This window comes from Paenibacillus sp. OK076, assembly GCF_900110055.1.
Taxonomy (GTDB): Bacteria; Bacillota; Bacilli; order Paenibacillales; family Paenibacillaceae; genus Paenibacillus.
Genome location: NZ_FOCH01000002.1, coordinates 258839 through 284315 on the forward strand (window position 1 = coordinate 258839; position 25477 = coordinate 284315).

General features: G+C 46.7%; 21 protein-coding genes and 1 pseudogene. 17 read left to right on the forward strand and 5 right to left on the reverse strand.

Annotated elements, in window-relative coordinates; translation table 11 throughout:
- Positions 1 to 156 precede the first annotated feature (156 nt).
- Positions 157 to 597 (reverse strand): GNAT family N-acetyltransferase, encoded by a 441-nt coding sequence (locus BMY78_RS20025; RefSeq protein ID WP_090902985.1) that lies wholly within the window; start codon positions 595 to 597, stop codon positions 157 to 159.
- 173 nt (positions 598 to 770) lie between these two features.
- On the opposite strand from BMY78_RS20025, the gene BMY78_RS20030 reads away from it, so the two are divergent.
- From BMY78_RS20030 to BMY78_RS20055, 6 genes are all read left to right on the forward strand, one after another.
- On the forward strand, positions 771 to 1247 hold the full coding sequence (locus tag BMY78_RS20030; protein WP_090902987.1) for a MarR family winged helix-turn-helix transcriptional regulator: 477 nt from the start codon (positions 771 to 773) through the stop codon (positions 1245 to 1247).
- A gap of 55 nt (positions 1248 to 1302) precedes the next feature.
- On the forward strand, positions 1303 to 2403 hold the full coding sequence (locus BMY78_RS20035; protein WP_371129176.1) for a glycosyl hydrolase family 8: 1101 nt from the start codon (positions 1303 to 1305) through the stop codon (positions 2401 to 2403).
- Between the two features lie 114 nt (positions 2404 to 2517).
- The gene (locus BMY78_RS20040) at positions 2518 to 3393 is read left to right on the forward strand and encodes a diguanylate cyclase domain-containing protein (protein WP_090902991.1); all 876 of its coding nucleotides are present in this window, start codon (positions 2518 to 2520) and stop codon (positions 3391 to 3393) included.
- Positions 3394 to 3555: 162 nt separating this feature from the next.
- Positions 3556 to 4851, forward strand: a complete 1296-nt coding sequence (locus tag BMY78_RS20045) for a glycosyltransferase family 2 protein (protein WP_090902993.1) — start codon at positions 3556 to 3558, stop codon at positions 4849 to 4851.
- A 241-nt stretch (positions 4852 to 5092) separates the two neighbouring features.
- The gene (locus BMY78_RS20050) at positions 5093 to 5641 is read left to right on the forward strand and encodes a hypothetical protein (RefSeq protein WP_090902995.1); all 549 of its coding nucleotides are present in this window, start codon (positions 5093 to 5095) and stop codon (positions 5639 to 5641) included.
- Positions 5642 to 5808: 167 nt separating this feature from the next.
- On the forward strand, positions 5809 to 6537 hold the full coding sequence (locus BMY78_RS20055) for a class I SAM-dependent methyltransferase (RefSeq protein WP_090902997.1): 729 nt from the start codon (positions 5809 to 5811) through the stop codon (positions 6535 to 6537).
- Positions 6538 to 6657: 120 nt separating this feature from the next.
- Here the strand turns inward: BMY78_RS20055 and BMY78_RS20060 are convergent, their stop codons facing one another.
- Together BMY78_RS20060 and BMY78_RS20065 are read right to left on the reverse strand one after the other, a co-directional pair.
- Positions 6658 to 7437, reverse strand: a complete 780-nt coding sequence (locus BMY78_RS20060; protein WP_090902999.1) for an ABC transporter ATP-binding protein — start codon at positions 7435 to 7437, stop codon at positions 6658 to 6660.
- Positions 7438 to 7522: 85 nt separating this feature from the next.
- Positions 7523 to 8749 carry an MFS transporter gene (locus BMY78_RS20065; RefSeq protein WP_090903001.1) on the reverse strand — a complete coding sequence of 409 codons (1227 nt, stop codon included), beginning with the start codon at positions 8747 to 8749 and terminating at the stop codon, positions 7523 to 7525.
- A 118-nt stretch (positions 8750 to 8867) separates the two neighbouring features.
- On the opposite strand from BMY78_RS20065, the gene BMY78_RS20070 reads away from it, so the two are divergent.
- From BMY78_RS20070 to BMY78_RS20110, 9 genes are all read left to right on the forward strand, one after another.
- Positions 8868 to 9767, forward strand: a complete 900-nt coding sequence (locus tag BMY78_RS20070) for a helix-turn-helix domain-containing protein (RefSeq protein ID WP_177185816.1) — start codon at positions 8868 to 8870, stop codon at positions 9765 to 9767.
- 474 nt (positions 9768 to 10241) lie between these two features.
- Complete coding sequence (locus BMY78_RS20075; RefSeq protein WP_256222231.1) at positions 10242 to 11159, forward strand: ABC transporter permease; 918 nt, start codon at positions 10242 to 10244, stop codon at positions 11157 to 11159.
- A gap of 29 nt (positions 11160 to 11188) precedes the next feature.
- Positions 11189 to 12070, forward strand: a complete 882-nt coding sequence (locus BMY78_RS20080; RefSeq protein WP_090903005.1) for a carbohydrate ABC transporter permease — start codon at positions 11189 to 11191, stop codon at positions 12068 to 12070.
- A gap of 55 nt (positions 12071 to 12125) precedes the next feature.
- Entirely contained in the window at positions 12126 to 13721 is a 1596-nt protein-coding gene (locus tag BMY78_RS20085; RefSeq protein WP_090903007.1) for an extracellular solute-binding protein, read from the forward strand.
- Between the two features lie 32 nt (positions 13722 to 13753).
- Complete coding sequence (locus BMY78_RS20090) at positions 13754 to 14737, forward strand: LacI family DNA-binding transcriptional regulator (RefSeq protein WP_177185817.1); 984 nt, start codon at positions 13754 to 13756, stop codon at positions 14735 to 14737.
- Positions 14738 to 14781: 44 nt separating this feature from the next.
- The gene (locus tag BMY78_RS20095; RefSeq protein WP_090903011.1) at positions 14782 to 15894 is read left to right on the forward strand and encodes a glycoside hydrolase family 88/105 protein; all 1113 of its coding nucleotides are present in this window, start codon (positions 14782 to 14784) and stop codon (positions 15892 to 15894) included.
- A complete protein-coding gene (locus BMY78_RS20100; protein WP_090903013.1) occupies positions 15891 to 16973 on the forward strand; it encodes a pectinesterase family protein in 1083 nt (360 codons plus the stop codon). The genes BMY78_RS20095 and BMY78_RS20100 overlap by 4 nt, the downstream gene beginning before the upstream one ends.
- A gap of 373 nt (positions 16974 to 17346) precedes the next feature.
- The gene (locus BMY78_RS33640) at positions 17347 to 18918 is read left to right on the forward strand and encodes a chitinase (protein WP_090903015.1); all 1572 of its coding nucleotides are present in this window, start codon (positions 17347 to 17349) and stop codon (positions 18916 to 18918) included.
- The gene (locus tag BMY78_RS20110) at positions 18919 to 21018 is read left to right on the forward strand and encodes a glycosyl hydrolase family 18 protein (protein ID WP_090903017.1); all 2100 of its coding nucleotides are present in this window, start codon (positions 18919 to 18921) and stop codon (positions 21016 to 21018) included.
- A gap of 109 nt (positions 21019 to 21127) precedes the next feature.
- Here the strand turns inward: BMY78_RS20110 and BMY78_RS33795 are convergent.
- Both BMY78_RS33795 and BMY78_RS20120 read right to left on the reverse strand, forming a co-directional pair.
- Positions 21128 to 21398 (reverse strand): annotated as a pseudogene (locus BMY78_RS33795) (integrase core domain-containing protein); the annotation flags it as partial.
- Positions 21399 to 21443: 45 nt separating this feature from the next.
- Positions 21444 to 21641, reverse strand: a complete 198-nt coding sequence (locus tag BMY78_RS20120; RefSeq protein WP_090903021.1) for a hypothetical protein — start codon at positions 21639 to 21641, stop codon at positions 21444 to 21446.
- 322 nt (positions 21642 to 21963) lie between these two features.
- On the opposite strand from BMY78_RS20120, the gene BMY78_RS20125 reads away from it, so the two are divergent.
- Complete coding sequence (locus BMY78_RS20125; RefSeq protein WP_090903022.1) at positions 21964 to 22155, forward strand: plantaricin C family lantibiotic; 192 nt, start codon at positions 21964 to 21966, stop codon at positions 22153 to 22155.
- A gap of 228 nt (positions 22156 to 22383) precedes the next feature.
- Positions 22384 to 25464 (forward strand): type 2 lanthipeptide synthetase LanM family protein, encoded by a 3081-nt coding sequence (locus BMY78_RS20130; protein ID WP_090903024.1) that lies wholly within the window; start codon positions 22384 to 22386, stop codon positions 25462 to 25464.
- The last annotated feature ends 13 nt before the right edge of the window (positions 25465 to 25477 follow it).

Below are 25477 nucleotides of genomic sequence, written 5' to 3' on the forward strand. Positions count from 1 at the left end.
ATTTAGTTTGCAAAACAGAAAATAAGGTGTGTACGGTTCGTTACATTTTCAAAATGGGTGAATCCCCATTCATAGCGCTGACTGGGTTCATTAGAAACCAAAAAGAGCATCCCAAAGTCTTGTTCTTGAACTTTGAGGGTGCTCTTCTTTTTGTATTTATTTTAAGTTCTTGGTCATCAGCAGATGAGGAATGCCATCTTCCATGAATACGTCCGAGGCTGCCGTGTATCCAAGACGTTCATAGAACCCTGAGGCTTGTACCTGTGCGTGCAGCTTGGCCTTCTCAAGCCCTTGAGCGAGAGCCATCTGCTCCAGCTTATCGATCAGCACACGACCAAGTCCATGTTTCCGATAATCGATCATGACACAGATCCGTTCCAATTTGGCAACATTTTCGACTATACGCAGTCTGGATGAAGCAGCAGGAACGTCGTCTACGAAGAGCAGAATATGTTTTGCTTCCGTCTCCAGTGCATCATAAGCATCGAATTCGTCTTCAGCCGGCACCCCTTGCTCTTCAACAAAAATAGCGGTACGAATGGCGAAGCAGGCGTCGAGCAATTCCTGGTTATTAGCTTCAACAATAGTTATATTCATGAATGTTTCTCCTTTAGTCAATAGTATTCTTATCCTGACATGGTAAACTGGTAGAGAGCTTGAAAATGTATACCTGTTCCACGTGTTATCATGGTTAAAATTTAAACGGATTTAATTTAGTTATATCATCATATATGTTGCGAATGCAACAATTTTGTAGAGGAGTGAATGCAATGACTAAGAAAAAAGAAGTGCTCCGTGAAATCGGCATGATTGCCCGCTGTCTGGATTCGATCAGCAACGTTGAATTCCAACATTTAAACTTGTCTCGTGGACAGTATTTGTATCTTTATCGCATTTGTGAGAATCCCGGTATCATTCCCAACCAGCTCGCTGAACTAATCAAAGTGGATCGGACCACGGCGGCCAGAGCCATCAGCAAACTGGAAGCGGACGGGTTTGTCGTCAAACAGTCGGCAATGGGTAATAAGAAAAATAAGCTGTTATATCCGACTGATGCTGGTCTTGAAGCTTGGGAGTTTATTCGCAGGGAGGGTGTTCATTCCGATCAGGTAACGCTGGAGGGCTTAACGGAGGAAGAGATCGAGACAGCCGTTAATCTGCTGCGCCGTATGCGCCACAACATTGAGGTGGATTGGAAATTCGTCAAAAAGGGCGGCCGCCGGCCTTATATGGATCAATCTGAATGAGCTAAGAGTGATTTTTCCAGAGTTTTAAACAACATAGGAGGAAAGTATGCAGGTCATGAACCGGAAAAGACTAATGTGGTTGGTCATACTGGCAGTCAGTATAGCAGCAGCATGGATTATTTTCATAAAGGAGAGGTTTGTGATCAATGACCCATCTCCAACAGTCTCTTTTGTCCAGAATCATATGACCAACTCGAATGGCACTCTGGCCACCTATCTTCAGGATGCTTCGTCAGAAGATCCAAATATCGTGGCTGGTCGGGAGGCATTGTCTGAATCCATCGGACTGTGGATGCAATATGCCGTAACCAAGAACGATCAGGTGTTATTCGAGCAGAGTTATGATTTGTTAACGACCTATTTCCTGATGCCTCAAAACTATATTGCCTGGAAACTGGACGCGGATGGAACATCACATGTGACCACCAATGCGCTTGGCGATGATGTTCGAATCGTCGGGGCATTATTGAAGGCGGCAGATCAATGGGAGCAGGGCCGGGAGGAGAAGCTGGCAACAGCCACTCATATTGTCCGTACACTGACGCAATCCGTTCAGAATAAGGGATATTATGTTGATTTTCATGATTTCGCCAATGGTTCTTCCCCGGAAACATTAAGTCTGGTTTATGTTGATCTGCAGGCGCTGCAAGCGATGGAAGAGCATGAAATGCTGGAGCCCGGAACCTACATCAAATATGAATCCCTGCTGAAAAACATGCCGGATGACGGCGTATTTTACCCTAAAACCTTTAATGTTGTAACGAAAGAATATACATATGATGACACGGTCAACCTGATCGATCAGCTAATTGTCGCAAACCATCTAACGGCAACCGATCGGAGACCGGACAAGCTAATTGCCTTTTTGAAAAAAGAGTTCGATACCCGCCATCAGCTGCCGGGCCAATATAAACGTATGGGTCGTACACCCGCCGTATCCTATGAATCTCCATCTGTTTATGGACTTGCCCTGCTACTCGCTGTTCAATCCAGTGATCCAAAATGGGCCAAGCAGCTGTATAACCATATGATCACCTTTCGCAGTCTGGATAACGCTTATCCAGGAGGGTACGTATTTGATGGCGATACACATATGTTTGATAACCTGTTCCCTTTGCTTGGCGAGACTGAATTACAAAAATTTCTTGAAAAGTGATAATTCCGTCATTTTATGTGTTTAATATTGTGTTAGCATAATATTTGTCTATTCATGTCGTAATTTGTTGAATTCTAATGATCACTATCAAATTCTACTGGAGAGAAGGCACTTATGAGGAATAAAGCGCCCATTCGTCGTATTGCATGGGGATATGCCAGTTTGATCGGACTAGCCGTGATCCAGCAACTCGTTGTCTATCTTAAAATTTATATGAATCAGAGTTATACCACACTGGATGTGGTGTTCAGTATTGCATCGCTTGGTGCGCTGGTTCTTGGTTTTGTGATACCTGTCGGAGTGTCTGTCGTCGCCGGATTTGTATATCTGGTCTCTTACTTTGTCTGGCTTGTTACCTATGCGGATGTGAATGTGCTGACGTTCTCATGGTGGTTATTGATCCCGGCTAATGTGGCTGTGGCAGCTTTTATTAAGGCAAGTCTTGTGCGCAGTGCCCGTGTCATGGAACGTCTACAGGAGCTGCAGGAACGTAATCCGCAGATTGATCCGGATACATCCTTGGGTAACAAGGAAGCTCTTGCTGATACGGTCATTAAGCAAAGCAATCTTGCCAGACGTTATTCGGAGCAATATGGGTTCAGCATGGCTATGTTCAAGATTGAATTTTTGCCATTGGTACTGGAGTCACTTGGTTCCGTAAGATATGCACAGTTTCTGCTGGAGCTGTCCAATACGATCCAGAAGCAAATCCGGTATGAGGATTACAAGTTTTATGTGGATCGGGGACGGTTTGTGATCATTTGCCCGATGACCGATGCGGGGTACTTGCCAGTGCTTACAGGACGGATCAAAAAAGCGATGATGGACTTGCAGATAATTGATAAAAAAGGCAATGAACTACAGACGGTTATTCGATCCGGTGCACTGGTATTCCAGAAGGAACAGTTCGGCAAGTATGAGGATATTGATACTGTTATTGCCGCGCTGGAACGGAACACGGAGACAGATCTCATTGGAGAGTATATATAAAACTAGCGTGAAAGGAGAGATGCTCTGTGGACTACATGTCATGGTTCATCCCGATTTGTATCGCCGTCAGCTGTATGTTCGCGGTTTTTACAATTGTATTAACGATTGCTACTCTTCGCTTTCGATCCAAGGTCAATCGCAAGTATGATCGGAGGAAGGTAAGTGGCTGATTTTATATTACTACTCTCCATATTTAGTATATGGATTGCCGTATTTGAATCCATAGTCATTATGGCTGGAGCCGTTCGTTTTATTCAAAAACAGGATAAAAAGGGGATTCAGATTCCTGAGAACATGGATCATTATCCCACTGTAACCGTCATGGTACCTGCACATAATGAAGGATTGGTAATTGTAGCTACCGTGGAGCATATTCTGCGTCTGAATTATCCTGAAGATAAGGTTCAGGTCATCGTTATTGCGGATAACTGCACGGACGATACAGCGGAGAAGCTGCGGACATTTCTCAGCCAAACCAGTTATGTACATCGGAATGTGACCATTATGGAGCGTAAGGGTACGGGAGGCAAGTCTGGTGCGTTAAATGACGGTCTGGAGATATCCACGGGTGAGTGGATTTGCATCTTTGATGCAGATGCTGCCCCTGAGCGAAATTCCTTGATGTTTCTGACACAGAAGTCGTTGGAAAACCCGGAGCAATACGGTGTCGTATTTGGCAGAAATAAAGCAAGGAACCGGGGGCAGAACTTCCTTTCCAAATGCATTAATCTGGAGATTATTACATCTCAACGAGTCTACCACACAGGGCTGTGGGAATTATTCCAGCTCGGTTCTATTCCGGGGACTAATTATATTATTAAAACGGAGCTGATTCGTGAGATTGGCGGCTGGGATGTCACGGCGATCACGGAAGATACGGCATTATCCTTTGAGATTTTGAATCGAGGGCAGTTCGTTGCCCTTGCACCTCAGGCAGAAGCCTATCAACAGGAGCCGGAAAAGGTCAGCGTGTACATGAAGCAGCGGGAACGATGGGCAAAAGGGAACTACCAGGTTGTTTTGGATAATATCCATAACCTGTTCAACCGGTCCAGCTGGCGTAACAAGTTGTTGGTTTTGTATTATGCGGTCAGTTACTTTTGGTTTATGCTCGCCATCATTGTATCGGATATCATTTTTCTCGTTAATCTGGTCTACCAGATCATTGCGATGTTCAAACCGGGAGTGAGTTCACCGTTTCAATTTGCCGGAGATGCGTATGTCTTTCTCGTCATTGGCTGGGCGTTTATGTACTTTATATATGTATTGCAGATCAATCTTGCACTTGCGGCAGACATTGGGCAGAGTAATACTCGTAATTTCATATACGCCTGTGTATCCTATTTTACGTATGCGCAGCTGTTTATTCTCATCTCGATCAAAGCCTTTTACTCTTTGGTCATGGACAAGATCAAGAAACGTGAGAGTAAATGGTACAAAACGCAGCGCTTTGGTTGAGCTAGTCATCTGACAAACCACAAACCAGGCGATTTTGCATAGCAGGGCTGCTTATTCTTATAATTTAAGCAAGTATAAACTTCGAAGCATTCGCTTCCTGATATTGCAAGAAAACATCCGCCAAAAGAGTTATGGTTTCTTTGTCGATAGATGCTTTTCTTAGAAAATTCACAGAAAGCGGTGCTATACTTCTCCTCATCAGGAATAAACCATTCATTGTGAAGGGGAAGGAACAACGATCATGAACAAAGCAGCCGTAAAGAAGAAATCGTATATACCGAAGAAAGACCGTAAATGGGTATTGCTCAGTCTGGTGGTGACAGCAGTTATCTTGGTTTACGGCCTGTGGAGCATGCTGCATCTATATATCAGTACCCCGAACTGGAACGACCACCACATCCGCGAGGCTTATAAGGGTTATGGCTCTCAGGCCCGGATATTGCTCTTTATCGTACTGGGTTATTACGTGATCCTGTTTGTAATGAAACGTAAATGGCTTGACGCCTGGACGCAAATCAGGAAACTAGCTGTAAAGCTTCTGGGCATAGCCCGGCGGTTACACGTCCCGATAGCCATTGTTGCAATGGGATTGATAGCCCTTCATGTGATTGGCGCTTTTTTGTTTAACTTCAAGCTGGATTTTAATCATATTACGGGATTGCTCGCTGGGATTGCTCTGCTTCCTGTTCCGATTGCCGGGATTTTCCGTTACAAGAAACTAGATCGGCAGTGGCATCTGAGGTCGGGTCTCGCTTTTGCTGTATTGTTCCTGATCCATGCTTTTCTATAAAAAAAGAAGTACAGTGCGGCGCCAAGATAGCGCTGGCTGTACTTTTTTTGGTTTCAGGTCTACCGAGGTTGAATCAGGCAAGGGTTTCAACTATAGCTTCCAAAGGTGTATAATCTTCCAGGCTGATATGAGAGCTGAACTTCATCACTTAATGGAGGGGTTGTGCAATGAGCGAACGGGGATCGGATTTTTACGAAAATGGGGCCAATTTCGAGAAGTATATGGAGCGCCGACAGTGGCAGGAGAATGCCAATGATACGTTGGAGAAGCCTGTAATGCTGGAGCTGATTGGAGACGTTGAGGGCAAGAGCATATTGGATCTCGGCTGTGGGGATGCGAGGTTCGGAGCAGAACTGCTCGGTCCCGACCACCGTGGTGGCAGTTATACGGGAATTGAAGGTTCAGTGAATATGATTCAGGCTGCCCATGAATCGATAAAGGGCCAGAACGCACAGATTGAGCAAGGATATATGGAAGATTGGAGCTATCCTGCGGATACATATGATCTGGTCATATCCAGACTGGCGATTCATTATATTGAAAATGTGGACATCCTATTTCTCAAGGTATACCACACGTTAAAGGAGAATGGCACATTCGTATTTTCGGTAGAACATCCTGTGATCACGTCGACCTTGCAGCCTTCGGGGACCCGGACCAACTGGATCGTTGATCAGTATTTTGTGGAGGGATTTCGGGAGCAGCAATGGCTTGGGGGTACGGTGAAAAAAATGCATCGTTCCATCGAATCCTACTACATGGCATTACAGCAGGCAGGATTTCAAGTACAGCATCTGCGGGAATCGGCGCCTCAGCGTCAGCATTTTGTGAACGAGGAGACGTACCTGCGCAGACAGCGGATTCCGTTGTTTTTATTCCTCTCTGCCCGGAAATAGTACACAGAATACTGTGGATAATTCATAACATAGCCAAACAGCCCAAAAACCTGTCCACATGTGGATAAGATTTTGGGCTGCTTCGACTGTTCTGACTGTGAATAGATATAAACATAAAAATTATTTATCCGATGCTCTGACATAGACACGCTCTCCATGCCGATCTACATCCACAGGTGATTCAAAAAAGTTACTCAGTACGTCTCTGTTCATCAACTCGCTGGTTAATCCGCTATTCACGATCTCACCCCGCCGGAGCAGCAGGCTGTGACTGAACACAGGCAATATTTCCTCGGTATGATGAGTGACGTAGATGAGCGAAGGGGTATCCGGCTTCTGCGTCAGCTCACTGATACTTTCGAGCAGCCGCTCTCTGGAGAACAGATCAAGCCCATTGCAGGGTTCGTCCAGAATGAGTACACGCGGGTTAGCCATCAGGGCTCGGGCAATGAGCAGCTTCTGCTTCTCCCCCTGGGAGCAGGTACGATATTCGCGATCCCACAGATGCTGACAGCCGAGTGTATGCATTAATTCTCGTGCCTGATCCAAATCCTCGTCGGACAGTTTATCGTACAGTCCGATCGTGGCGTGTTTGCCGCTGATCACGACATACTGGGTGCGGTCGGTGCCATACAATTTCTCCTGAAGGGAGGAGCTGACCCAGCCAATCGACTTCCGCAGCTCACGCAAATCCACATCCCCGTAACGGTGTCCGAGCACGGATATCGTACCTTCTGTGGGCCAGAGATATCCGGTGATCATGTTCAGGAGTGTGGTTTTACCGGAACCATTCAGGCCAAGCAATGCCCAATGCTCGCCTTCGTTTACACGCCAGCTGACATCGTTCAGGAGGGTGATCGGTCCCCTTTTCCAAGTAACATGCTGTACATCAATGATCATGGGTTATTCCTTCCTTCTGTTTAGCCTCTGTCTTCATTATTCTGACCTTATTGTAGTCACAAAACGAACGACGTTTCAATGTATATTAGGCGTTTCTTGGCCGATCCCGGCGCAGGAATACAGCACACACCCCGAGCAGCGGCAAAAAAGAACATAGTTTGATGACGAATGAAATGCTGGTCACATCAATCAGGGAACCAAGCACAACCGAGCCGAGTCCCGCCATGCCGAACGACAGGCCGAAGAACAATCCCGATACCGTCCCAATATGACGCGGCAGCAGTTCCTGTGCGTAGACAATGATGACACTGAAACCGGACATCAGAATCAAACCGATGATGCCGCACAATACCATGGAGAGAGCAGGTCCCGCATAAGGCAGCAGCAGTGAAAATGGTGCAGTACCCGCGATGGAGAACCAGATCATCGGTTTGCGTCCATAACGGTCAGCCAGTGGGCCTCCGAGCAGGGTTCCAACCATGCCCGCGAATTGCAGAACGAACAGGCAGATCTGGGCCTGCGAAAGAGGCAGGTTATACGCATCGGCGTAATAAAAGGCATAGTATCCGGTCATACCGGCAATATACACGAATTTGGAAAACAGCAGCAGGATGAGGATACCCATTGTAAAAGCGACAAATCCCCGACTTACAAGCTGGGCAGCAGGCTGCACAATGCCATTTGCCTGTACAGGCTGTTGCTGACGGCTGCGATTATCCGCCAATTTGTCTCTATACCAACGGCTAACGGAAGACTGGATAACGATCCCGATTAGAGCAAAAGCCATGAGCCACAGAAAACTAAGCTGTCCATGCGGAAGCAGGATAAAGGCAACCAGCAGCGGGGCGAGAGCCTGACCTGTATTGCCACCGACCTGGAAGATGGACTGTGCCATTCCGCGTCCGCGACCTGCTGCCAGATGGGCGACGCGTGAGGATTCAGGATGGAGAATGGATGATCCTATGCCAATCAACGCTGCGGAGACAAGCAGCATCCATAACTCGGAAGACAAGGCAAAGCCGAGAACACCGATCAGGGAGAACAACATGCCTCCGGGCAGCAGGATCGGCATCGGCTTGCGATCAGACATATAACCGACCAGCGGCTGTAGGACCGATGCGGTAATATTCAATGTGAAGGCAATCCAGCCCATCTGGGCGAAACTGAGCTGCATCGTTTGCTGGAACAGCGGAAAAGCAGACGGGACAACAGTCTGCATCGCATCATTCAGCAGATGGGCGAAGCTGACTCCGGCAAGCGCCCAATTGGCGGAGTGATTGATTTGCATTTTGCTTACAGCGGCTTGTGCCACGGGAGATCACCTCGAATTATTTTTTTACCATGATAAAAGATACAGACAGATATTGTCTTTGTGAAAAGTGCTTGGAAAGTGAGCACGATTTGCTATAATGTCAGCAGGTGAGGAAACGATGGAATTATACATGATGCTGAATGGATTGGAATTGTGGAAGGCTTCTGGCGGATTCGCCAATGAACCTCATGTGCATGATGACTGGTATCAGGTTACGTTGCCTGTAAGAGGACAATGCCATCTGGTGCAGGAACAGCATGCTTATCCACTAGAAGCAGGACTGGGGATTATTGCGCATCCCCGGATGGAGCACTTTTTCGAGATTGATTCGGATTCCGCGGTGATCGTGATCAAGTTTCGTAATCCGCCAGTTGGCGGCTTGGAGGATTCAGGGAGGCAAGGGGCGCAGACCGAATTTCGGACCACACAAAGCTTCGATCCTGCTGAAATTAGCAGACTGTTTCGAGGCTGGAACGCCATTTTGCTGGACGATGCGCCTGAACCATTGCAGATACAGGAAACGGAGCTTGCCGTAGAGACCTATCTTGGACGGATGCTGACAGGTGAACCAAATGGGAGTAACCGTAACCTGACGCTGGCAACTTCAGGAACAGGTATGGCGGGGAGCGTGGGGGCTGGTCTGGTTTACGGACAGTTTCAGAATCTGCTTCAGCGAACAAGCAGCAACGGCGGAGCGTTCATTGACCCCCATCTGCGGCGCGTGCTGGAGTATATACACAGTGACTATACAAGTCCAATGGATATTGAATCGATGGCGGCGATTGCGCACCAGAGCCGATATCACTTTATGCGTTCCTTCAAGGCACTGACGGGTTCAACGCCGTATCAGTATGTGCTGAATTTGCGTGTGGAGGAAGCCACCCGACGACTGCGCCATACAACAGATTCTGTGACCACTATCAGCTTTGGGTTGGGGTTCTCCAACGTCAGTCAGTTCTACAGAGCGTTTCAGCGCGTGACGGGTGTAACACCGATGGAGTATCGGAACCAGATGTAGAATCCGAAGAGGTTGAAGCCACAGGCACACGTTTCAAAAATAGAACAATCCTGCGCTGCACCAGAACGCTGGTGGAGGCAGGACAGTAGCGGGGCAGAACGGGAGATATTCGTTCGTTGCCCTTTTTTCTCGCCTTTTTACCCGCTAATATGTCTCCCAGATCGGCAACAGCATGTAGATCTCTTCGCAAGCAAACACTGATTTTTGTTGTTGCCAAACCAGTTGGTCTTTGCTAAGATGGGAAAAATAGTTTTTTGTAAGCGTATACATTTAGGGTTAAATTACAACGTTGTAATTTTGGTTTTGTGTTTATATCTACGTATTCAATTGTTTGTTATTTGTTGTAATATTCTATTTTGAAAGGGGTTTTATGGATTATTTGTTTAAGGGAATGATCTGAATTGTGCATGAAGTGGTATGTTTATTCCCAAAAATTCAAACGTTGTAATTTTAATGCGAAGGGGAGTCTAAAAGGTGAAGAATCGCATGTCCACGCTGTTCAGCCTGATCAAACGGGATAAATATTTGCTGCTGATGTTCTCACCCATTTTTCTGTATTACGTCATCTTCATGTATGTTCCCATGCCTGGCATGCTGCTGGCCTTCCGTAATTTTATGCCTGGGCAGGGAATGTTCAGCGGGGAATGGGTGGGCCTGAGGTGGTTTGATCAGTTCGTGAATTCCATCTACTTCTGGAGGCTGCTGCGCAACACGTTTTTACTTGCCTTTCTGCCACTCCTGTTCGGCTTCTCTATTCCCATTCTGTTCGCCGTCTGTATTGTAGAGATCAAGAATCAGACGTTCAAGCGTTTCGCCCAGACCGTCACCTACCTTCCGCATTTCATCTCGACCGTCGTTGTCGCGGGCATGATTATTAACTTCCTGTCACCCACGGACGGAATCGTGAACACCCTGATTGCCAAGCTCGGTATGGAGAAAGTGAACTTCATGATGGACGCCGGATGGTTCCGAACGATATTCACCAGCTCCGATATCTGGCAGAGCTTTGGCTTCAGCTCCATTATCTACATTGCAGCCATTATGGGCATTGACCCCGAAATGTACGATTCCGGCAAAATTGACGGCGTCAACAAATTCCAGGAGCTATGGCACCTGACACTTCCCAGCATCAAACCAACGATTGTCATCCTGCTGCTCCTGTCGCTTGGCGGCATTATGAGCGTAGGCTTCGAGAAAGTATATCTGCTCTATAACGGTGCTACTTATGAGACCGCAGACGTGTTATCCACCTACGTGTACCGGATGGGGATTGAAGGACAGAACTACGGATTTGCGACAGCCGTCGGCCTGTTCAACTCTATCATCACCTTTATGCTTGTGTTCGCGGCTAATACGATGACCCGGCGCCTGACCAAGATGTCACTCTGGTAAGACCATATCCCGACCCAAAGGAGACCTGTATGCAAAAATCGAGAAGTGACCGGTTATTCTACGGATTTGTCTACCTGCTGACCATATTGGCGGTTGTCGTTACGCTGTACCCTTTCTTGTATGTGATCAGCGTTTCATTCAGCTCGGTTGATGCGATCGACAAACAAAAGGTTGCGTTGTGGCCGGTAGGCTTCACCTTGTCCGGGTACAAAATGGTGCTGCAATACCGGGAGTTGTGGGTGTCCTTCTATAACACCCTGTGGTACACCGTTATAGGTACACTGCTGAATATTGTAGCTACGTGCCTCGCTGCATTTCCGTTATCCAGACAGCAATTTTTCCTGCGCAGAAAGCTGAACTTTTTCATCGCCTTCACCATGTATTTCTCGGGTGGGCTCATCCCGGTCTACATGCTGATTACGTCGCTGGGGCTATATAACACCCGCTGGGTGATGGTGCTTCCTGTGCTGGTTATTACGTTTAATGTCATGATCTGCCGCTCAGCCTTTGAGGGGATTCCGAATGAAATCTTCGAGAGTGCAAGTATAGACGGGGCTAATGAACTGACGATGCTGTATCGCCTGGCGATACCCATTATCAAGCCAACGCTTGCTGTGCTGACGTTATATTACGCCGTATTCCATTGGAACAACTTCTTCTCAGCCCTGCTATATCTGGGCAAACAGGATATGCAGCCCTTGCAAATGTTCCTGCGCAGGGTGCTGATCATGGCATCACCGGAGGTCATGCAAAAAATGGGTGGCACAATGACCACAGGCGCACTCGCGGTGTCCACCCTTCAGGTCCGGTATGTGTCGATTGTGGTCAGCATTCTGCCAATCGTTACGATCTACCCTTTTATCCAGCGGTACTTCGTCAAGGGGATCACCCTCGGAGCCGTGAAAGGATAGCCTTATTGATCACCATGCACCACCCAAGGTTGTTCATAACAAGGAGGAATAACGGATGATAATCAGAGGGGCCGGAAGAAAAAGTGTTCTCGCGGTGATACTTGCCATCAGTCTTGCAGGATGCAGCAGCAGTACAGGAGCAGGGGGAGATAAGGGCAGTGCTTCACCAAGCTCGGAGCCAGCGTTCAACTACACCGGAGCAGGTCCGGTAACGGACCAGAAAGATGCCAAGCTGTCGATTCTCGGGACCAACGCCTGGACGACCAACGTGGATCTCTCTACTGCCGAGATTGTGAAAAAAATTGAGAGCAATGCCGGGGTAACGGTCGATTGGGATCTCATTCCCCCACAGAACTACGCGGATGCGGTGAATCCAAGGCTTGCGGCCGGAACAGGATTGCCTGATATCGTCTATCTGCCGGATCAGGATCAGCTCATGAAATACATTAACAGTGGTCTGTTTATTCCGCTGAATGACCTGGTGGAGAAGTATGGTGTGAATCTCAAAAAAATATACGACAAATCCCCATCCGTCAAAGCCAGTTTAACGACGCCAGATGGTAAAATGTATTATGTTCCGCAGCAAACGCTTACGAAAAACTACATGCCGGTGTTCATGGTGAATGAACGCTGGTTGAAGAAGCTGGGACTGAATGAACCTACAACACTGGATGAGTTCACAGCGATGCTGCGCAAATTCAAGACAGACGACCCGAACGGTAATGGCAAAGCGGATGAAATACCGTTGTCCATGGAATCCAAGTTTGTGCCGATGGCATTTGGTCCTGCTTTTGGTCTTGATCTATCCAATCAGTTCTATGCGGATGACCAGGGTAAGGTGCATTTCAGCTATTATGAGCCTGCCTACAAGGAATATCTGACATATCTGAATGGGCTGTACAAAGAAGGACTGCTCGGGGTGGACTATGCCAGTACCACAAGTGATCAGGTGACCTCCCGCATCTCGCAGGATGTAACCGGAGCTACGTTTAATTTTAGCTGGTACATGTCGATGGTCTACAGTCCGCTGTTCAAGGATTATGACCCGGCGGAGCCTATCTTCAAGGGCATTCTGCCACTGAAAGGCCCGCATGGAGATCAGTTTTATATCGGACGTACGCCTGTGAGCGGCATTTTTGGAATCTCCAAGGACAGCAAAAATCCGGAGCTCGCCTTCCGTTTTCTGGATTATGCAGTAAGTGAAGAAGCGCAGACGTATTATACGTGGGGCATCAAGGGTGATACGTATACCGAAGAAAATGGCGTGAAGACATTCACGGACAAAGGCAAGGACAATGACTATATCCAGAAACTCGGCATTGGTCCCGTGAATCTGCCGAACATTCAGTCTACGGATTCGGCCGATTCCGTTGTGGCCGAATGGCATGCCAAGCTCGACAAGGAATTGGAGCCATACATCCACGAGCCGTTTCCATTCGTATATGCTCTGCCGGATGAAGCGAGTGTAGAGAGTATGTCCATGCCGGATATTACGACGTATGTGGAAGAGATGAACTTCAAATTTATAAGCGGTGATACCAGTCTGGATCAGTTTGACAGTTATATCGAGACTTTGAAAAAAATGAACATTGAGCAGGTTATTGCCGGCAGACAGGCGCAATATGACCGGTATAAGGCTGCACAGCAATAAGCTTCCCAAGGGTTGAGAGGTGTTGATTGATTTTGATAACCATTAAGGACATTGCCAAACTGGCGGGAGTGAGCTACAGCACGGTATCCAAGGCACTCAACGGTGATCCCCGCATCAAACCGGCGACGCGGCAGAAGGTGCTCGCGGTTGCGGAGAAGCATCAATATCGAAAAAACATTATGGCACAGCAGCTTTCCACCGGCAGAAGCAACATTATTGGCTTTGTTCTTGATGAACTGAGCAATCCGTTGTTCTCAAATATATCGGGCAATCTGCATGCGGAGCTGAAGGAGCGGGGATACCAGATGATTTTGGTCGTCGCGGATGATGGGCTGGATGTTTTTAGCCAGCTTCGCGTGGATGGATGTATCCTGTGGGACTATGCGCTGGACAATCGGGATGACTTCTGGAAAAAGTTTGAAACACTGAACATGCCATGTTTCGTGCTTGGTACAGATGAAGCCCCGAATTCCCCTTACATCAAGATTGACCGGAAAGAGGGCATATACAAAGCGGTTGAGCATCTGAAATCACTGGGACATCACCGGATTGGTTTCATTGGCAACTCCCAAAATATCAAGCTTGAAGGGTATCGGGAAGCGTTGCAGCGCACAGGACTTGAATTTGACCACCGCCATGTGCTGCCTGCACATTCCTCCTGGGAGGATGGTTATTTTGCCATTCGGCAGTACACGTTTGAATCGGATTCGCCAACGGCATTTATTGGCCTGAACAACCTGGTGACCCGAGGTGCGCTGCGGGCTTTGCTGGAAGCGGGCTACAGTGTGCCCAATGATATTTCGTTAATCGGTTATGATGATCTGCCGGATATGCAGTATGCCGAGGTGGCGCTAACCACCATTGGCCCGCCCCTGGATGAACTGGCCGCACAGGCAGCAGAGCTGATCGTATCTTTGATCCGTGATGAGCAGGTGGATTATCCGGTCATTATCCAACCGAAGCTGAATCACCGCAATTCGACGGCGATTTGTCGGCAGCAAGTGTCTGAACATTAAGGATAGGCTAAGTACAACATTCAAGGTCCAGGGAGGGTTCTTTTATGCAAGTACAGACGCAGTTATCTTGGTCGGAGCGAATAGCGGAGATGATTTGCCAGCAATGCGATGGTGATGGCTATCATGTGTTTCCTTCGGAACGGTGGGCATATGTTCAGGGAATGACGTTAATGGCAATGGCACGCACTGGTAAGCAATACGGCAAGGACGAGTATGTTTCTTTTATGAAAAGACATATGGATCTGTATGTTCAGGAGGATGGTTCCATCGGAACGTATTCCCTGGAAGAGTACAACCTGGATCAGATCAATCAGGGCAAGAACCTGTTCGAACTGCTGGAAACTACCGGGGATCAGCGATATGCTGAAGCTGCACATCTGCTCGCAGCCCAGCTCGCAGGACAGCCTCGAACGTCGGAGGGCGGATTCTGGCACAAAAAAATCTATCCGTTCCAGATGTGGCTGGATGGATTGTATATGTCGTCGCCTTTTCTGGCGCAATATGCCAAGATGTTTGATCGGCCAGATCTGTGGGATGAAGTGGCTCATCAGATTTTGCTAATCGAACGCAAGACGCGTGACCCGCGCACGGGTCTGCTCTATCATGGCTGGGATGAATCGAAGGAGCAGATCTGGGCCGACTCCGTAACCGGATGCTCCGCACACTTCTGGAGCCGCGCGATGGGCTGGTATGCGATGGCGATCGTGGATAGTCTGGAGCACTTCCCGATCCATCATCCGAAACGGGGCACAATCATTGGCATCTTCGAGCGTATGTGTCATGCCTTGGTACGTGTACAGGAGCAGGAGAGCGGACTCTGGTTCCAGGTGCTGGATCAGGGATTCCGCAAGGGCAATTATCTGGAAGCTTCCGGTTCAAGCATGTTTGTGTACGCCATGGCGAAGGGAGTCCGCCTGCGTTACCTGGAGCCTCATTTCAGGCAGGCTGCAGAGAAGGGATGGCAGGGACTGACCTCCCGATTGATGGAGGAAACGGAGAAAGGCGTGAAGCTGAACGCGATCTGTCACGGGGCAGGACTCAGTCTGGATCGGGATGGTTCGTACAGTTATTATGTCGGCGAGCAGATTGTGAGTGACTCGTTCATGGGTGTGGCGCCGCTCCTGTTGGCTGCGCTGGAAATGGAGCGATTGCCATGAACAAACCTCTGTCACACGGGCCAGATCTGGATTTGTACAGGAATGGTTACCTGGTTGCTGCGGACGGAAGCGGCGATTTTCCCACCATTCAGGCTGCCATTGATGCGATTTCGGCCGACTGTACTGAAAAGTATACGATTCGCATAAAGCCAGGCACCTATGTTGAAAAACTGCACATCGAGAAGCCGAGGGTTCACCTCGTCGGTGCAGGAGCTGATCAGACCATCATCACATATGATGATTATGCGCTCAAAAAGTTCCCGAACGGGGAGTTGTATCATACCTTTCATTCGTACACAGCCTTTATCGGGGCAGATGACTTCACCGCTGAAGGACTTTCCTTCATCAACTCCGCTGGGCCTGGCCGTGAGGTCGGTCAGGCGTTGGCTGTCTACGTGGATGGGGATCGGGCGGCCTTTCGGCATTGCCGATTTATAGGTCACCAGGACACGATCTTTACCGGACCGCTGCCCGAGCAGCCCATTGACCGGAGTTTCTTCGGGGGGCCGCGTGACGGGGCAGAGCGGCGGAAGCTGCGCCAATATTATGAGGACTGTTTCATTGAGGGCGATGTGGATTTTATTTTTGGCTCGGCTACGGCTGTGTTTCAGGGCTGTGAGATTTTTGCGAAGAATCGCTTGAGCGATGCTGCTGCTGCAGAGGGAGAAGTGAATGGCTGGATCACGGCTGCTTCCACACCAGAGGATGCACGTTATGGCTATGTGTTTATCGATTGTGACCTGACCAGCAACGCCCCCGCTCAGTCCGTATATCTAGGCAGACCGTGGCGAAATCATGCCAAAGTCTGCTTCCTGAACTGCTGGATGGGGGCGCATGTGAAGCAGGAGGGCTGGCATAACTGGAACAAGAACGATGCGGAAGCGACGGTAGCGTACTTCGAATATCATAGTGCCGGACCTGGGGCCGGAAGTGTGATGGGGAGAGTTCCGTGGACGAAAATACTCAGTGATCAGGAAGCGGCCGAATATACTGTGCCTGTTATTTTATCCGGTGAGGATGGGTGGCAACCTTTCGAAGGTCTGCTGTCATTTGAACTAGTCTCCTCGAAGTTAAAATAAGCGTGGTGATACATCCGTTTATTTATAAAATAAAAAAAAGGCCGTCTATCAAGTCTCTTAATGACTTGGTAGATGGCCTTTTTGTGCGGTATATTACATTTTTCGCCCCCCATAGAAATAATTTATCCCTTATCTCAATTGCATTTTACTGATTAAATACAGGGTGAGGATCTGTAAATTCCCTGTAAAATTTGGATGGTGTCTGCAAAAAGAGAAAGCGAGAGGGAAGGTCCATTTTTGATAAGGGAAGGGAGTGAAGCGACGCTCATTGTCAGACGGCTTTATAAGCTCTAAGATTGCGGATCACATGTAAGCGCACCAGTGAAGCATTGTTTGCAAGGTGAAAATAACCTGAATACAGGAGGGATTTTGCTTGAATCAAGCTGTTCGATTCCGCCCGGTCATTACATTCGCTTTGGCATTTCTTCTGATTATTACGTGGTTTGCACCAAGAGCAGACGCCGCTGCCCAGTGGCAGGCAGGCACCGCATACAAACAAGGAGATCTAGTAACTTATTTAAATAAAGATTATGAATGTATTCAGCCCCATACGGCTTTGACCGGATGGGAGCCCTCAAATGTACCTGCATTGTGGAAATACGTCGGGGAAGGTACTGGAGGGGGTACCCCAACTCCGGATACGACACCACCCTCCGTTCCTGCAGGTTTAACCTCATCCCTCGTCACAGAGACATCAGTCAATCTTACCTGGAACGCATCCACGGACAATGTGGGCGTAACCGGATATGAAGTGTACCGGAACGGTACTCTCGCGGCGAACACTTCAACGACTACGGCTGTAGTCACAGGACTGACAGCTGGCACCACATATGTTTTTACAGTGAAAGCAAAAGATGCGGCAGGCAATCTGTCCGCTGCAAGCACCTCTCTCAGCGTTACCACTTCCACCGGATCTTCGAATCCTGGGCCTAGCGGCAGCAAATGGCTGATCGGCTACTGGCACAACTTCGACAATGGCTCTACCAATATTAAACTGCGCAACGTGTCAACAGCCTATGACGTTATTAATGTCTCCTTTGCCGAGCCGATTTCACCCGGCAGCGGAACGCTCGCTTTTTCTCCGTATAACGCTACGGTAGAAGAGTTCAAGTCGGACATTGCATACCTTCAAAGCCAAGGGAAGAAGGTACTGATTTCCATGGGGGGAGCCAATGGCACGATTGAGCTCACCGATGCGACCAAGAGACAACAGTTCGAGAATTCCCTCAAATCCATTATTTCGACTTACGGATTCAATGGTCTCGACATCGATCTTGAAGGAAGCTCCCTGTCTTTAAATGCGGGTGATACCGACTTTCGCAGTCCAACGACTCCGAAGATCGTTAACCTGATTAACGGCGTGAAAGCGCTTAAATCACACTTTGGTGCCAATTTTGTTCTGACCGCTGCACCGGAAACGGCCTACGTACAGGGCGGATATCTGAACTATGGTGGTCCTTGGGGGGCGTATCTTCCAGTGATTCATGCCTTGCGCAATGACCTGACCCTACTTCATGTGCAGCACTATAACACCGGTTCGATGGTGGGGCTGGATGGACGTTCTTACGCTCAAGGGACAGCCGATTTCCATGTCGCCATGGCCGAAATGCTGCTTCAAGGGTTTAACGTAGGCGGAAGCTCAGGTCCATTCTTTAGTCCTCTCCGCCCGGACCAGATTGCGATTGGAGTACCAGCTTCCCAGCAGGCGGCTGGAGGCGGCTATACGGCACCAGCCGAGCTGCAAAAGGCATTGAACTATCTGATCAAAGGAGTATCATACGGCGGTTCCTATACCTTGCGCCAGCCTGCGGGCTATGCCGGTCTCAAGGGCATTATGACCTGGTCAATAAACTGGGACGCGTATACGAATAACCAGTTCTCGAACGCACATCGTCCATTCCTGAATGGACTTAGCATGCAAAAGACAGAGGAGGTTGTGTATTAAATGATCCATTTAAATAAACACACTGCTTTTAAGAAGACTGCAAAGTTTTTCCTTGGTCTGTCCCTGCTCTTATCCGTCATTGTTCCTTCCTTCGCGCTCCAACCTGCCACGGCCGAAGCAGCAGATTCTTATAAAATCGTTGGTTACTACCCATCCTGGGCGGCGTACGGCAGAAACTATAATGTAGCTGACATCGACCCGACCAAAGTGACGCATATCAACTATGCGTTTGCTGATATTTGCTGGAACGGCATTCATGGAAATCCGGACCCTTCGGGCCCCAATCCTGTAACCTGGACATGTCAGAATGAAAAAAGTCAAACGATCAATGTCCCGAACGGAACGATCGTGCTCGGCGATCCATGGATCGATACAGGCAAGACATTTGCAGGGGATACGTGGGATCAGCCCATTGCAGGCAATATCAATCAGCTTAACAAGCTGAAACAAACCAATCCTAACCTGAAGACTATTATCTCCGTCGGAGGATGGACGTGGTCCAACCGTTTCTCTGATGTAGCCGCCACGGCTGCAACCCGAGAGGTCTTTGCGAATTCCGCCGTCGATTTCCTGCGGAAGTACAATTTTGATGGAGTGGATCTGGACTGGGAGTACCCGGTATCAGGCGGACTTGATGGTAACAGCAAACGTCCTGAAGATAAGCAAAACTATACCCTGCTCCTAAGCAAAATCCGTGAAAAGCTGGATGCAGCGGGAGCTGTAGACGGCAAGAAGTATCTGCTTACGATTGCAAGCGGCGCGTCTGCGACCTATGCTGCCAATACCGAGCTTGCAAAAATTGCTGCCATCGTCGACTGGATTAACATTATGACATACGATTTTAACGGGGCTTGGCAAAAAATCAGCGCACATAATGCGCCATTGAACTATGATCCTGCGGCTTCAGCCGCTGGCGTGCCAGATGCCAATACATTTAATGTGGCAGCCGGAGCACAAGGGCATCTGGATGCAGGCGTACCGGCCGCTAAACTCGTGCTTGGTGTTCCATTCTATGGCCGTGGCTGGGATGGATGTGCACAGGCAGGCAACGGCCAGTATCAGACGTGCACAGGTGGTTCTTCCGTTGGAACATGGGAAGCAGGTTCCTTTGACTTCTACGATCTGGAAGCCAATTACATCAACAAAAACGGATACACGCGTTACTGGAATGACACGGCCAAAGTGCCATATCTCTATAATGCGTCCAATAAACGCTTTATCAGTTATGACGATGCAGAGTCCGTTGGATATAAAACGGCTTATATCAAGAGCAAAGGACTCGGCGGAGCGATGTTCTGGGAGATCAGCGGTGACCGTAACAAAACACTCCAAAACAAACTGAAAGCAGATCTGCCTACCGGAGGTACAGTGCCACCAGTAGATACGACGGCACCAAGCGTACCCGGGAATGCTCGTTCGACAGGTGTGACGGCAAACTCTGTGACGCTGGCTTGGAATGCTTCAACGGATAATGTAGGCGTTACCGGTTATAACGTCTATAATGGCGCTAATCTTGCGACATCCGTCACCGGAACGACAGCAACGATCAGTGGACTTACAGCGGGGACTTCATATACTTTCACGGTAAAAGCAAAAGATGCGGCAGGCAATCTGTCTGCGGCCAGTAATGCTGTAACTGTAAGCACAACGGCTCAGCCGGGAGGCGATACGCAAGCGCCAACTGCACCGACGAACCTGGCGTCGACGGCGCAAACCACATCCAGCATAACGCTGAGCTGGACAGCATCCACTGACAATGTGGGTGTAACGGGGTATGACGTGTACAACGGAACGACACTGGCAACAACGGTAACCGGAACGACGGCAACGATCAGCGGGCTTGCGGCGGATACCTCGTATACATTTACGGTAAAAGCAAAGGATGCGGCAGGCAATGTGTCTGCAGCGAGCAACGCGTTAAGCGTGAAGACGGCCGCTGAAACGACGAATCCTGGCGTATCGGCTTGGCAGGCCAACACAGCTTATACTGCGGGACAACTGGTCACATATAACGGCAAGACGTATAAATGCTTGCAGCCACACACCTCCTTGCCAGGGTGGGAACCATCCAACGTGCCCGCATTGTGGCAGCTGCAATAGTTAAAAATTTAATTGCAATATTTTTAATTGAAGCGCGCAGTAGACAAGAAAAACCACCGATCTTTGATCCGGTGGTTTTTTGTTCATATGAACGAAACTCTCGCCGTGGTTAGCATTCTGCAAAAGGTAGGCTGAGGCCAACAGGCCAACACTGGGGATTTTTAGTCCATTGGTTGTAGTAGATCATATAGGCTTTACCTTCTTGTTTGGCTTCATCCAGTTTTGGCTCAGTTCTTTAACGAGATTTCATCCTTAAAATGACCAAAGAACGACTCCTGCGGTGCGTTATCCCAGCAGTTCCCTAGTCTGGACATCGATTGACCAAGCCCCATACGTTTCACTGTCTTCTGAAAATCTGGATGAGTGTAGTGAGTTCCTTGTCTCCTTGCTCCTGGTAACCTGCTCTCCATCGGTCGGCTGCGACTTTAATCCGGGTCATGTCGATGATCTGAACATCGAATCCACAGACTCAAAATTTCTCTGGGCAGCTTTCCTTGTTGATTTGATGCAATAAATAGTTGTTTGAATTCGTCCGTATATGCGATTCCCTTGGTCGATACAGATTTCACATAGAGGTTTACAGAAAGTTGCTCTACTTCGCTTAATCCTAATCCTTTGCTCATTCTGAGCAATCTCCTATTCAAAGAATTTTACGTGATTGTTTTAGTTTCTTTAGGCTCAGTCTTTTAATTAGCTTGATGAGGTTAAAAAATTCGAAGTGTATATCTCCTAAATTTCGATATAAATGTATATGAATTTCCGAATAAACTCATTATATCGCATTATTCTTAAATATATCTATTAAACCTATTTACTTCCATATACCCATGTGGTAATATTACCCATATAAGGATTTAGACCTTAAACGTCAATAGGAACACTATTATCATATTGAACAATGAATACCCTGCTAAGCAGGTTGAGTTATGAAAGGAGGTGAAAACTATGAAATTGAAAAATCAAATGGAAAATACTAATGCAGCTACATATAATCCAGTGGGAAGTGTGCTATCTGAATTGACAGACACTGAGATGGATACAGTGGCTGGTGGTGCTCAAGCACAAGGCTTTACAGATGGTAATTGTGTTTCTACCATTACGGCTGATTGTACTCCAGGATGGACATGGGTATGTTAATAAACAGCTGAATTCAGAGGTTAGTGCAATCTTTGGGAATAATAGGCTAGTTGATACACGGTAGTAACAGAATGATAATGCAGTTAGGTTTGACATGGATTCTATAAGGAGGGCATTCTGCTGATATTATCGGAGCATTATAAATGATGCTGCCGAGTATACAGCTAGAAATGCCCTCTTATCCTTGTAGGTATGGTTTCTAAATTATCGAAAGGTTGTTATTATACGGTGATAAATACTAGTGAAAAGATAAAATATTGGGCAAAATTTTTCTATGATAAGGAAGAATATTTGGAAAAGAGTCTCAAAGAAGTGTCGAATCTCGAAGTTGAGACTATTGTAAATTCAAAAAGAATAGACTCATCATGGGAACTGCAGTGGGAAAAGTTGTTGTTGAGTGACTCATTGGAAGACTATCTTCCTGCTACTCCGCCTGCATTTTGGGGATTTGCTGAACGTTTTTTCTTACTTGCTATCAATAAATTGGGAGAAAATATAAAAATAAGTGATTCAGATTCTCTTATTTTACATACAAGTATTTCTTTTTTTAAAAGGCTGCTTCCTTCATTATTCGAAAGAATCATGGATTGCAGTTACAAAACTTTAATATTGGAATTGAATGTATTAAGTAATCAGGGACTTCTACAAGGAGAAACTCCAGAAAAGAGGTACCAGTACTTTGAAAATTTGCTACATGATCGAGAGTATTTAAGACAACTAGCCAATGAATACCCAGTACTAATACGTTCATTGCTTCGTATAACTGAAAGATGGGCAGCCCATGTTAGTGAAGTATTAGATAGGTTTAAGGCGGATTATTCGAAAATTGTTTCACATATGCCTGAGGTGAACCAGTTCGGAAAGCTTGTCCAGCTGCATATTGGGGTAGGCGATACTCATGATGGACGAAGTGTGACGATTTTAGAGTTTACAACGGGACGCAAATTAGTATATAAACCTCGTTCACTAAGGGTTGATATAGGATATTATCGAATTTTGTCGTGGATGCGACAGTTTGGTGTTCCACACATGAAAATGATAGAAAATATAGATTGTGGAAGTTACGGCTGGACAGAGTTTGTAGAGCATTCTGAGTGCAAATCCATTGAGGAAATTAGTGAATTTTACAAAAACATGGGCGTGAACCTGGCTATTATGTACATGTTTAACGCCACAGACTTCCATTATGAGAATATTATTGCGCATAGATCTAGCCCTGTTGTAATTGATCTAGAATCCTTATTTCATAGACATATAAGTACGAAGAAATTTGAACATGATGCCAATGGTCATGCCTATGAAATTATATCTAATTCTGTGATGTCTTCTGGTATGTTACCACAGTACATTTTTAAGTCAGATACGTACTCAGGTGTAGATATTAGTGGTATTTTCGGATACGGTGGAAAAAAAGTACCGAATGTACTGAACCTCACTCACAGAGGGACGGATCGAATGAGGCTAGAAAGAGGAATGGGGGAATCCGGAAAGACCCGCAATCTTCCAGTTTATAATAATGAAGTTGTAGATAGTTATCGTTATACTAGCGACATTGAACAAGGTTTTGCTCAGGCTTACAGGATTATGATGGGAAATAAGCACAAACTGAAAGAAATGATCCGAGATTTTGATGGCGTTAGAGTTAGAGTAATCGTGCGAAATACTAGAGCGTATGGGGAACTAATGCGTACCCTATACCATCCTGACTTATTGCGAGACGAATTAGATCGTAAAGTTGTTTTGCATCGATTATGGTTACAATGCTTAGCTGATCCCAAACATTTAAAATTTGTTTCCCACGAGATGCGCGATATTGAAGACGGTGATATCCCTATCTTTTACACTTCTCCGTCTGAAAGAGATGCTTGGTCATCTAATAGTGAACGAATTCCCCAGTTATTTGAACAATCAGGTATAGAGGTTGTAATAAACAAAATCGATAAAATGGGCGAGAAGGACCTAAAAGAACAGTTACAGTTATTAAATATGTCTGTTTTGGCATCTAAGCCTGATCTTTATACTTATTGTTTTCCTGAAATTCAATTAAAAAATTCAAACGATGTGCTAAGGTCTAATTGGAAAGACGAGTATGTCCAATTAGCTACTTCAATTGGAGAAAGTTTGGTTCAATCGGCAGTTATATCTTCAAATCCAGCAGCTGATGATATAACATGGATTGGTTTAGTAGCCCATGGTGAGGATGAAAGAAAACTGAGACTAATTCCAGTAGGAAATGATCTTTATAATGGGAATGGTGGAATTGCCCTGTTTTTGGGTTATTTATCTGAACTAACTGCAAATAACAATTATAAATATATGGCCCGAAAAGCATTACAGCCGTTGATAGAAATTATGAGGAATACGTACCGATCAAATGCTGTATCGTTAAACATTGGGGTATTTGAAGTTGGTAGCATTGGCGGTGGCGTATTTGCTACCTATCAATTGTCACGCTTATGGAATGATGAAGAGCTACTCCAAACGGTTAAAGAATTCCTTCCTTATTACTGTAACCTTATTGATGAAGATAACTCATTCGATTATATCGGTGGAGCAGCTGGAGCTATTGATGTACTTTTACATGTATATCATGGAACCGGATGGATACAGGCACTGCAAGGAGCAGAGAAATGTGCAGAACATTTGCTTCAGAATGCTCAAACATTGCCAGATGGTAGTATGGTTTGGTTGACGACACCGAATAGTAAGCCTTACGTAGGCTATTCTCATGGCGTATCTGGAATTATTGCATCATTATCATCGTTGTACAGAGTAACTCAACATAAAAAGTACATTGAATATATCGAAAAAGGACTACAGTATGAGCGTACAAACTATTGTGCTGAATTGAAAAATTGGATTACTCCTAATGATACCGCAAGGGTAACATGGTGTCATGGTGCACCAGGTATATTGTTATCTCGACTACGATTGTTGGAAAATGGGTATTGGGATGCACATATTGATCAAGAGATTAGTATTGCGCTTGAAACAACTCTTAAATTAGGCTTTGGGACAGAACCTGTTTATTGTCACGGAGATTTTGGACAATTGGAAATATTACTTTATGCTAATTCAGTTCTGGATCGTAATGAGGATACTATCGATGTAGTCAGAGCGTATCTGCTCAGACTTCTAAATGACCAGCCATGGAATAACACAGGTGTTCACCGTGCATTTGATATTAAAGGATTAATGGGTGGTCTTTCGGGTATTGGATTTGGGCTATTAAAACAGGCATTTCCGGAAAGAGTTCCTAACATTTTAAATCTGGAAAATGATAAATTTTTCTCTTCCATTTCTGGGTAAATGGCGATCTTAA